Below are 11,099 nucleotides of genomic sequence, written 5' to 3'. Positions count from 1 at the left end.
AGAAACTTCCTCAATTTTTATTAAGAAACGATAGTTATACTTAGACACAAGTTAAAAACTATCGAACGAATGAGGAGAGGTTTACATGCAGCTCATTACATTTTTACATGAATTTATAAAGCATCCAAAACATACTGGTGCAATTGCGCCAAGTTCAAAAATATTAGCAAAGAAAATGGTCGATGTAATTGATTTTAATAAAGCGAAATGTATTGTAGAGTTAGGGCCTGGCACAGGGGTTTTTACGAAAGAGATTATGAAGAGAAAAAAGAAGGAAACGATATTTCTTCTTATTGAAATTAATGAAGTATTTTTCAAAGAATTAAAAAGAAAGTTTAAAGATGAGCAGAATGTCATTGTTGTACACGGTTCAGCTGAAAATATAAAGAAGTATATGGAGGAGCTCAATATAGAAGGCATTGATTACGTTTTATCAGGGTTGCCTTTCACTTCTTTACCAGAAGAAGTTTCAAAGCGCATTTTAAATAATGCGATGGAAGCGATACATGAGAATGGTGAGTTCATTACATTTCAATATTCACTTGTGAAAAAAGGGTTTATACAGCATTTCTTCCCTGAAATTACACTAGAAAAAGTATGGCTCAATTTCCCGCCAGCCTACGTCTTTAGTTGCAAAAAAGAACTAAGGAGAGCATATGCATAATGGAATTACATGAATTATTATCTTATATTGAACAATACGGTTATTGGGCTTTATTTTTCTGTTTATGGTTAGGGATTATCGGTATGCCAATTCCAGATGAAATGATTGTTATGAGTGGTGGTTTCGTATCTTCAGTAGGTATATTAAGTGTTGTTCCTTCATTCGTATTAACATATTTAGGTGTTGTATCAGGGCTTTCTTTAGGATATATATTAGGGAAGGTTTTTGGAACGAAGGTACTCCATAAATTAATGAAAAAGAAAAAAGCGAAGTATTTGATGAAATCACAAGAAATGGTTGATAAATACGGACAGTACGCGTTAGTTACAAGCTATTTCATACCAGTTGTAAGACATATCGTACCATATTTAGTTGGGATGAATAACATGTCATTTCGGATATATGCTTTGTATTCCTATACGACAGGATTTGTTTGGACACTCGTTTATTTTTTGCTCGGTTCTTTATTTGGACAACATATTGAAAGGATTGTAGCAGCTGCGATAGAGTATGGTTTGTATTTTGGCGGGAGTATTGCATTGATTGTGAGTGTGTTTTATTTTTACAGACAAAAAAGAAATACAGTGATGAGTAAATAAAGGAGGCGGCAGCCTCCTTTTATTATTAATATGGCTTTATTTATCGAAGTGCTGATGCAAAGCCCTGTGACATTAAGAAAAAGTTAAGAAACCGCACGAGTTTTTATTAAGAAATGCTCTCTATACTTAGAAAGGTCTTATAGAAAAACATAATGAAAGGCGGAATATAGATGAAAAGATTTATTTTAGGATCATTACTTGTCATCATAGCAGGAGCGGCATATTTGTTAAATGGGAGTGCTACAGTAGATTCCATGAATCCGTTTCTTAAATTAGAATATCGTTATGCGGTAATTGATAACGATGGAAAAGATTTAGGTGGAAATAAAGGCCGTGCATACACAGTGAACACATATGATAAGGATGGAAACGAAAAAGAGATAACAATTGATGGAGTGGATACATTGCAAAAAGGTTCCTACTGGCATGTAATTACGAGAGGAAAGTCTGTGCACGATAAGGTACAAATAGAAGAAGAAATAATTCCTGATGGCGCGAAGGTGAAGTTAGGATTGTAAGTATAAACCCGGTTCTAGATGAGAGAATCGGGTTTGTTATTTTATGGTAAAATGATAAAGGGGGAGGGCGAGAGGTATGCTACTCATTGTTAGCCTTATATTAATTGGGATTATGTGCAGTATGAGAATAGTATCCTTACATATGATAGAGCGACAAATGATAGAAGAGCGATATGTATATTGCCCAAAATGTGATGCGAAAATTAGAAAAGGGAATTCGGCTCCTTTTTGTTCGAAATGTAATTTAATATTTTAACTATATTAAATCCAAAATCAATTCTTATGATTTTGGATTTTTCTTTTTAAGAAAATATTAAGAAACCCCATTACTATTTGTTAAGAAAATGTATCTATACTGAATTCTGTTGCTTAAAGAGAACACCACGAATTATAACAGGAGGTACAAATAGATGAAAACAATGTTAGAAGCGAAAGGGATTTCGAAAATATATGATACAGGCGGGAATACGTTTGAAGCGTTGAAAGATATTCAACTGCAAGTGAAAGAAGGAGAGTTTGTCGGTATTATGGGACCGTCTGGTTCTGGTAAGACGACACTTTTGAATGTTCTTTCTACTATTGATACGGCTTCAAAAGGTGAGATTTTAATTGATGGAAAAGATATTGTGAAGATGAATGATGATGAATTGGCACTTTTTCGCCGTAATCATTTAGGATTTATTTTTCAAGATTATAACTTATTAGATACGTTAACAGTGCGAGAAAATATTGCATTGCCACTTGCTTTATCAAAGGTGAAGGCGAGAGAAGTAGAATCTCGCGTTGAGGAGATTGCAAAGAAGTTTGGGATAGATCATATTTTAAATCAGTATCCGTATGAAGCTTCAGGCGGACAAAAACAACGCTGCGCGGCATCAAGAGCGATTGTAACAAATCCAAGTATGATTTTTGGAGATGAGCCAACTGGTGCGCTTGATTCGAAGTCAGCGACGGATTTATTAGAAAGTATGAAGAAATTAAATGAAAAAGATCTTGTAACGATTTTAATGGTAACGCATGATGCGTTTGCGGCAAGTTATTGTAAACGAGTTGTATTTATTAAAGATGGAAAGTTATATAAAGAATTACATCGCAAAGAGATGACAAGAAAACAGTTCTTCCAACAAATTATTGATATGATGTCTTCAATCTCTGGGGGTGCGGCAAATGAGCTTATCTAGCATCGCCCTTCGTAATATAAAACGAAATTTTAAAGATTATTTTATATACTTTGCTTCCATGATTTTTAGCATTGTCATTTATTTTACGTTTAAGGCGTTGCAATACAATTCACAAATAAGTGAAGCTGGAGATAACATTGGACGAGGATTCCAGCTTGCGAGCGTAATGCTCATTATTTTCCTTGCAATATTTATTATATATTCGAATGGTTTCTTTACACGAAAGCGTAAGAAAGAAATAGGTCTTTATTCTTTACTCGGTATTCGAAAAAAAGAAATAGGTAAAATGCTGTTTTATGAAAATATGTTAATGGGTTTATTATCATTAGTAATCGGAATTGTAATTGGTAGTTTACTTTCAAAAGGATTCCTAAAGCTACTTTTAAATATGTTAGAGCTACATGTAAATGTTCATTTTGAAGTACCAGTTGGAGCGGTTATAGATACAACAGTTATTTTTTGTCTCATCATTTTATACACATCGTTTAAAGGATACCGCGTTATTTATCAATTTAAGTTAATCGAGCTATTCCGTGCAGATAACGAAGGCGAAGTCATGCCAAAAGGTTCGAAAATAATGGCTTTCATTTCTTTATTATTAATTGGATCAGGTTATTTCTTGTCAGTAACGGCTATTAAAAATGTGAGCGGTGATAACTTTATGCCCCTTGCACTTTACATTTTATTAGCGACAGTACTTGGAACGTATTTATTATTTATGTTCTTTACCGTTTTTGTATTAAAAAGAGTGCGAAATAAAAAATCCGCATTTTATAACGGAATGAAAATGGTTACGACGTCTCAGTTACTATACCGCATTAAAGGAAATGCAAAATCGTTAGCAACAATTGCCGTATTAAGCGCAGTAACGTTAACGGCGGTTGGAACTTCTGTAACGATGTATTACAACACATATATGCAGGCGAAGAAATATCATCCAGTTAGTTATTCTTATGAAAAGAAAGATATGGAATTAGATCGTAAAGTAAATGAGATTTTAAAAGAAGGACAGAATGAAGTCATTCATCAATATGAATTAGAGACGGTAAAAGTAGTAGGAGAATACGGTGATGGCACTTCATTACAATCAAGAACAACAGAACTTATCGCGCAATCATCATTTAATACAATCGCAAAATATTTAAATGAAGAAACTCTAGATTTAAAGAAGAACGAATTGTATGCATTTGATGGCATGTACAGTGAAGGTAAGAGAGATAGTGGCGTATATAAAAATCGAAAAGCTACATTCCCAATTGAAGAAGTAGCACCAGTACAAGTGAAAGATGTACAAGCAAAAAACATTACAAACTTATATGAACTTCTAGTTGTCGTTCCGGATGAAGTGTATGAGCAAGCAAAGAAGACAATTGGCTCTCATACTGTGAAAAATATTGATGTGAAAGACGAAAGAAATAGTAAAGTGTTAACGGAGAAATTAAAGAAAGTAATATCGGAAGAAGATGCAGAAGGAAGAGAGGAATTCAGTGACTTCTATACAATATTCCGCAGCGGTATTGAAACGTCAGGGTTAATGATGTTTAGTGGTATATTCTTAGGACTTGTATTTTTACTTGCAACAGGCTCTATTATTTATTTCAAACAATTAACAGAAGCACATGCAGATCGTGAACATTACATCGTTCTTCGAAAACTCGGTGTCACGAAAAAAGAAATGAAAAAAGCCATTGCGAAGCAAATGAGATTTATCTTCTTTATTCCTTTAGTAGTTGGTATATTACACACTTTATTTGCGCTCAAAGGATTAGCGACAGTTATTCCGTATGAAATTGCAGTTCCGTTACTAATTAGCATCGGGGTGTATAGTGTTATTTATATTGGTTATTATTGCTTAACAGTTCGTTCTTATTTCAGGATTGTTAGTAAATGAAAATAAGGTATACAGTTTTTGAAAAAGCGAAAGAGAGCGTAGTGAAAATTATGTTCTCTTTCGCTTTTTTTAGTTAAAATGAGGTGTGCATGAAAATGGTATTTAAATGGAGTGTTATTTCTTTCTATGGGAATGGGTTGGCTTGAAATTGATTAAGGCCTATTAACAAAGATATTTCATCATGTTAGTGAAGTGGCTTGGAAGTTAAATCATAAAGTGCTACTGATGAATGATAAAGGAAAAACTGTATGGATGTTAACCTTTTTAGAGAAAGATATCCCAGCTAATTTAGTTTGGAAGATTGAAAGAATAGATTGAAAATAGATGAGAAGTGGAGTGCATATGATGGAGACACAAATCGTTATTGGAGTACCTGGTTTATGGAAAGATAGAACAGAATTAATACAAGAAGTTGTGAGTAAAAGTAACTATATATTAGCAGGAAATGTTATGTAACATAAGGAGAAAGAGATTGGCTTTGAAATTGATATATATGAACAAGACCCTTCTTTGAGAGAGGCTTTCTTCTATGCAGGTGGTGAGCGTTTTGATGAAGAATTGCTTCGAGAGTTAGAGAAGCATACTTATACAGTGTATGTTATTGCGAAAGTTGACGATACAGAGAGGTTACAAGAAGTGATTGATGTAGGAATGGAACTTTTAAATGCAGGTGGGCTTGCTTTAAAAGTTGAAACAGCAGGTGTAGCTTATTCGAAAGAGGAATGGCAAGAGCTTGCAGAGGATAAGGAAATCTTCCCTATGTATTCACATCTTGTAACTTTAGTCGGAGATGAAGAGGACGATTATTATTCATGTGGAATGCAGGCATTTAATCTACCAGACGTTGTTTTAGACGGAGGAATAGATCCGGAAGTAGCTGTAGATTTATTAAATGATTTTAACCTACATAATATATTGGAAAAACCTAATTTGAAAGATGGAGATACAATTAGTTTCACAGAAGGTGCTCCAGTGTATCGTGTATCTCATTATATAGATGAACGTTATGAGCAAGAGGATCCATTTTATAACCCGTGTGGGGTATGGAAGTTAGAGAGTGCTTCGGCAAAGAAATCTATCTTTCAAAAATTTGGGAGTGTGCTAAAAGGATGGAAAAATACATAAAAGAACAGATGAGTATATGTGATAAATATAAAGCAGAGTATGTAGAATCCACGAATGAATTGAAATTAGGAATAGCACAAAATGTGAAAGATAGTATCGCTCCGATTAATGGGTTACGAATGCCTATAGAAAACGGAACGACAGGTTGGTACATTTGGGCTGGTGAAGAAATGGGGACAGAGGAAGATTTCTTTCTTCCTTTACACGTTCAACATATTGATGAATGGGCACCTGAAATAAAGAAGTATTTAGGGTTACCACCTGGTTGGAGATTTTTAATTGCTGGAGATTACGAGGACGTGTGGTATGATTCGGATTTGTTTGATGAAGATTTAGAAGAGGATGCAGATGAATGGGAAGAAAATATGCTACAAGAGTATGGATGGTACATGCATAGCATATTAGCAGAAGATATTGATGGCATCCATGCTAATTATCATACTAATGGTCTAAGAGAGAACCTTAATCATCAAGATTTACAAATAACATTAAATATGGATCCTGAAGTCGCGCATAGTGTTTTTTGTTCCATAATAGAAGAAATAAAGAGCGGAAAAAAGTTTGAACAAGGGATTGAGTATACGAATATTATTGAAGGATATCCCATTATTATAAAGTCTTTCGCAGAGATGGATCGAGAAGTTTTGAGGGTTTTATTACCTGATGAAAGAGGGATTCTTCCTACGAGGCCAGAGTGTGATGAGTGTTATAAGACTCAATTGGATGATATTGAGGAGAGTTGATAAAAAAAGAGCTGAAACTATTCAAGCTCTTTTTTCATGGCTATTTATGTCCTAAAATATGCTCAATCTCATGCAAACTTAATTTACTTGCCTTAGCAATCGTTTCAAGTGGTATACCAAGATCATACATATTTTTAATCATTTGAATTTTCCCCTGTTGAATGCCTTTTTCAATGCCTTTTTCAAGCCCTTTTTCAAGCCCTTTTTCAAGTCCTTTTTTAATTCCTTGTTCCATTCCTCTTTTTATTCCTTCTGTCTCTGCATGGGCGAATTTTGCTGCTTCATCCATTAAAACTTTCTCCCTTGCGTCATAGGCTTGTCGGAAAGATGAATCTTGACTCATACGTTCCCATTTATTTATCGCTTTTTGTAAAATAGGGTCTTGGTTCATAGCAATATCCTCCAATAGTTTAGTTAAGTGCTCATCCTCATTTGCTGAAAGCAATAAAAGCCAACGAACAAATGGATCTTTCCACGGATTTACTTTTTCTTCATGCCATTGTTCAGTTAACTTTGGAATTTCTATAATGTGGATTTCTATGTCTTCACTCAGGATTTTTTTTTGTTGTGTATTCCATAATACGCTCGTTGTATGGAAGGCTGGGTGTTCCGAAAACATTGCGAAGTTTAGTAAGTTTATGGTGATGGTTTTGTGAAGTGCACTGTAGGGCATCCCTTTTTGTAGTTGAGATGTGTATAGCCTTCCCCAATAATATAAACTGCGTTTAACCATATCGTGATTATTATTGAGGTCGGGTAAGTCGGAGTCCTCGCGGACTCTTTCTCCCCTCAGAACCGGACTTGTCCGTTTCCAAACATCCGGCTCAAGCCTTCTTTTTATCCCAAACAGCTAGTCGTTCTTCATCCATCATACGCCATTCTATTACCTGGATTCTTTCTCGAGGCGTTAGTGAAATATGTTTGTTCACTTTCTTGTAAATATATGCTCTCTCTCGAAAGATAGGATGCTTTTGATGGAGTTGAATGTGACAAGATGTATGTAGAAGTTGAAGATTACCATATTCATTTGTTCCTCCGTACACTTTAGGAACTTTATGATGTATTTCTAGTGCTTCTCCGTTTTGTAGAGCCTCTTCACACATTGGACAGATATATTTCTGTTTCTTTGCAATCTTGATTCGAGTTAGCGTATTATTGTTCTCAAAATCTTTTTTATTTCGTTTGGCAAAATAATCAGAGAGTTCAGGATTATCCGGGCTGTTTTTGTATCTTATCCCAATATGCCTTACAATGGGGGTCCAAACCATTTTATAGATTTGATACTGTGTCTTTGGACAGGTAAGAACCCATTTATCATGTCCTCCATGCTTAGGTTTTCGAAAATATTGTTTTACAATCCATTTCCAACTTTTCTTTGGATGCAAATGTTTTACATGTCGTACAACATTTCCCCATATAAAGTAATCAATCGATGAAAACACCTTTTTCGATACTACATGTCTCCAGTAATACACATACCCCCGGATTATTGAATTTAGGTTTGTTAATAGCGTATAAACAGGTTTCCCTTTCAAGTTTTGGAAAGTTGTTTTAATTTTCTTCTTAGCTTTTTGAATGCTTGTTTTTGACGGTTTTATTAACAATTTATTCTTGTCTTGCACATATTGTTTAATATGAAAACCTAGAAAATCAAAACCCTCAGTAATGTGAGTAACATGGGTTTTATCTGTTGCTAATGTAATTCCGCGTTTCTCGAGATATGGTACTAACTCTCGATACAAGGATTCGGCTTCTTTTTTGGTTTGACAAGCGATGATAAAATCATCTGCGTAGCGAACCATTGCCTTTGTACATTTGACATGAATATTATAGATAGTACCTTGTCTTTTTGTGTTACTCTTACTGTATCTAATACCGAGTTCTTTCTCCATACCATGTAAGGCGATATTAGCCAAGAGAGGTGAAATCACTCCTCCTTGAGGAGAACCTGCTGTTGTAGGGTGAAACACTTGATTATCTACATACCCAGATGCTAACCATCTTCTAACAATTTCTTTTGCTGGGAAGTTTTGAATTTTCTCTAAGATGTGTTCATGATTGAGATTATCGAAACACCCTGCAAAATCCCCTTCAAATACCCAAACTTTTTTGCTTTTGGAGTTTAGTTTATTAAAGATATTCGCTATGGCATCATGCGCACTACGCTTTGGACGGAATCCGTACGAAATGGGTTCAAATTCTGCCTCCCACTCCGGCTCCAGGGCGTTTCTGACGATATTCTGCCAAATTCTATCCTTAACTGTCGGAATGCCCAACGGGCGTAATTTTCCATTTTTCTTCGGAATGTGTATGCGCTTTACTGCTCTCGGGCGATGTAATTTGATATTTTGGGAACTCATTTGATGAAACAATGCTCCCCTAGACCTAGGTGATAATATACGTTCTCCATCAATACCCGCTGTGCGCTTCCCACGGTTTATTTGTGTAACTCTTTTAATTGATAACAATAGATTCGCTTTGCTCCGAAGCATAAGACGTTGTAATTTTCTTACTCTTCTACTTTGGTTTTGTTGTTTGGCACGAAAAATTCGTTGTCGTAACTTCCTTACATACCTTTCGATTTCTTTCCATTGAATTGTAAACCAATCTGTAAGTGAAGGAATAGCCGACGCCTTGTGAGCTGTATCCATAACTAGATTCCTTCCTTTCGGCAGAAGTTTTTTTTCGCTTTTTTTCGTGTTGAAGACCTGTTGGAAGTCTGCACCCTTTCGGGTTGCATCATTAGTTTTTTTTCCCCTGGATGCTATTCGCACAGTTATGAGTTCCTGTTGTCTTTCGACCTTGCGACTTTCGCTTTTTCCAACATCCCATACCCTCTATAACGTCATTTTGCCTTACGACATCCTTACTGTACAACGTACAGATTATATAGGGCTTACCAAGTTCCACTTCTAATAGATACGATGAGGGAAGGTACCTTCTTCTACTCCGACGGATATGTAGGTTGTCTCTCAGTAGCATACAAAGTCCACTTTTCTAATCCGCAGTTCCAATGTATCAACGTCTTTCATTAGATTTGTAGTAACGAAGCTTAAGAAGATTCACTGTCGTTTACCTTTCTCATCTTTCCCTAGCACGGATTGAATGTACGTTCATCGCTTCCTTATGCATTCCCTCATGCAACCAACCCTGCCATTACTGGCAACGCTGTTTTGGGTGGAAATATTCTTGACAACTAGAATAGCGTATCCTTATGGATACGCACTATTATGAAGCGACTTCTTGTCGCGCTTGTATTTCTACATTAACTTTTGTTCCTGTGTCTAATGTCGCTGAAATGTCTAAAATAGATAACTTATCCTCTTCATATTCCCTGTGTAAATGTGGATCTTCTAGTTGTAGAGAAGCAATGGGCGACTCTAAAGACTCTTGTAACATAGCATTTAAAAATGCAATTAGAATATCTTCGCTACCATTCGTACCAAACAATTGTTTAAATGCAAAATCAATGCGTAAATTAACTAACTGTTGGTTGAACAAAGTTTGTCCTCTCCCTTATATGAAGGTACTTCTTTCCTTCATTGTACATAAAAAGAACTAGAGTATGCAAACAAGCCATTCTTCTATTTTTTAGTAGTTTTATTAGAATGTCACAGGTAAGTATGGTTATGTTATACTCTAGTGAAATTAAAAAAATATTTTTGTTTATATCGGGGTGAAGATGATACATATGCAAAAAGATATTTTAAAACTATTAGATAAAAAGCAAAGTAACTATGAATTTCCTGCCTTTGATAATGAATATATGGATATTTCGCAAGTGAAATTCTCTCTTTTCTTTAAAGATACTAAGGATTGGTTAATGGTGTTTCAACTTGTTGGTGTAGGTTCATTAGGTGTATGTAATGATATTCAAGTATATGGAGATAGAATTACTCATTCAATGGGTGATGATTGCATTTTACAATTAAATGATGGCAATTATGAGTTATTTAATGATGAAGGTGAATTTATGCCGAATATTTATAACGGCAGTTTAAAAATTCGTGAGCAGCATTTTGAATATGAATTTACAGAAGAGGATTATATAAATAATGGAATAGAAGTACAAACGACAGAGCATTATCCAACATACTTTATGCGTATGCTTGCTACTAATGAAGAAGTTAGAACATTATTATGGTGGAGTAAAGAAGAGATTTTAGAAGAGTTCGGTTTAGAAGGTAATTGGGAACTAGCGTATGAAACGGAAGAATGGAAACATGTTGAAGACGAAAAAGTAAGTGAAAATGAATTCTTCCAATCAGTAGCCGCTGCAATAGAGAAGAAAGATCCAAGTGTTATTGTGAATGAAAATGCTAATGCTAATACGCATTGGAGAAATTGGATAGAGTTTGATTGTGACTGAAAAGGATAG

At 35.1% G+C, this 11,099-nt stretch carries 10 protein-coding genes and 2 pseudogenes; 9 read left to right on the top strand and 3 right to left on the bottom strand.

Annotated features, from left to right (window positions below):
• Positions 1–85: 85 nt before the first annotated feature.
• From V7S45_RS23920 to V7S45_RS23885, 8 genes and pseudogenes are all read left to right on the top strand, one after another.
• Entirely contained in the window at positions 86–664 is a 579-nt protein-coding gene (locus V7S45_RS23920) for an rRNA adenine N-6-methyltransferase family protein (protein WP_025686759.1), read from the top strand.
• Complete coding sequence (locus V7S45_RS23915; RefSeq protein ID WP_088344268.1) at positions 664–1,263, top strand: DedA family protein; 600 nt, start codon at positions 664–666, stop codon at positions 1,261–1,263. Before V7S45_RS23920 ends, V7S45_RS23915 begins: the two co-directional genes overlap by 1 nt.
• Before the next feature lie 170 nt (positions 1,264–1,433).
• The gene (locus V7S45_RS23910; protein WP_000819387.1) at positions 1,434–1,781 is read left to right on the top strand and encodes a YxeA family protein; all 348 of its coding nucleotides are present in this window, start codon (positions 1,434–1,436) and stop codon (positions 1,779–1,781) included.
• Between the two features lie 76 nt (positions 1,782–1,857).
• Positions 1,858–2,037 carry a hypothetical protein gene (locus V7S45_RS23905; protein WP_000924676.1) on the top strand — a complete coding sequence of 60 codons (180 nt, stop codon included), beginning with the start codon at positions 1,858–1,860 and terminating at the stop codon, positions 2,035–2,037.
• A 154-nt stretch (positions 2,038–2,191) separates the two neighbouring features.
• Positions 2,192–2,962, top strand: coding sequence for an ABC transporter ATP-binding protein (locus V7S45_RS23900; RefSeq protein WP_342761521.1), 771 nt, complete (start codon positions 2,192–2,194; stop codon positions 2,960–2,962).
• Positions 2,949–4,853 (top strand): ABC transporter permease, encoded by a 1,905-nt coding sequence (locus V7S45_RS23895; protein ID WP_342761520.1) that lies wholly within the window; start codon positions 2,949–2,951, stop codon positions 4,851–4,853. The genes V7S45_RS23900 and V7S45_RS23895 overlap by 14 nt, the downstream gene beginning before the upstream one ends.
• Positions 4,854–5,198: 345 nt before the next feature.
• A pseudogene (locus tag V7S45_RS23890) lies at positions 5,199–5,978 on the top strand (DUF4261 domain-containing protein).
• Positions 5,963–6,721 carry a DUF4262 domain-containing protein gene (locus V7S45_RS23885; protein ID WP_088344266.1) on the top strand — a complete coding sequence of 253 codons (759 nt, stop codon included), beginning with the start codon at positions 5,963–5,965 and terminating at the stop codon, positions 6,719–6,721. The pseudogene V7S45_RS23890 and the gene V7S45_RS23885 overlap by 16 nt, the downstream one beginning before the upstream one ends.
• Positions 6,722–6,761: 40 nt before the next feature.
• On the opposite strand, the gene V7S45_RS23880 is transcribed toward V7S45_RS23885, so the two are convergent.
• The 3 genes and pseudogenes from V7S45_RS23880 to V7S45_RS23870 form a co-directional block, all read right to left on the bottom strand.
• Positions 6,762–7,514 (bottom strand): Rpn family recombination-promoting nuclease/putative transposase, encoded by a 753-nt coding sequence (locus V7S45_RS23880; protein WP_342761916.1) that lies wholly within the window; start codon positions 7,512–7,514, stop codon positions 6,762–6,764.
• A 31-nt stretch (positions 7,515–7,545) separates the two neighbouring features.
• Complete coding sequence (gene ltrA / locus V7S45_RS23875; RefSeq protein WP_257115727.1) at positions 7,546–9,372, bottom strand: group II intron reverse transcriptase/maturase; 1,827 nt, start codon at positions 9,370–9,372, stop codon at positions 7,546–7,548.
• Positions 9,373–9,973: 601 nt separating this feature from the next.
• A pseudogene (locus V7S45_RS23870) lies at positions 9,974–10,222 on the bottom strand (Rpn family recombination-promoting nuclease/putative transposase); the annotation flags it as partial.
• Positions 10,223–10,412: 190 nt separating this feature from the next.
• Here V7S45_RS23870 and V7S45_RS23865 point away from each other — a divergent pair.
• Positions 10,413–11,090 carry a hypothetical protein gene (locus V7S45_RS23865; RefSeq protein WP_088344262.1) on the top strand — a complete coding sequence of 226 codons (678 nt, stop codon included), beginning with the start codon at positions 10,413–10,415 and terminating at the stop codon, positions 11,088–11,090.
• Positions 11,091–11,099 lie beyond the last annotated feature (9 nt).

The sequence above is a fragment of the Bacillus sp. BR3(2024) genome (assembly GCF_039134555.1).
GTDB lineage: Bacteria > Bacillota > Bacilli > Bacillales > Bacillaceae_G > Bacillus_A > Bacillus_A cereus.
Note: the sequence above shows the minus strand (reverse complement) of the source record. Positions and strands in the feature narration are given on the sequence as shown.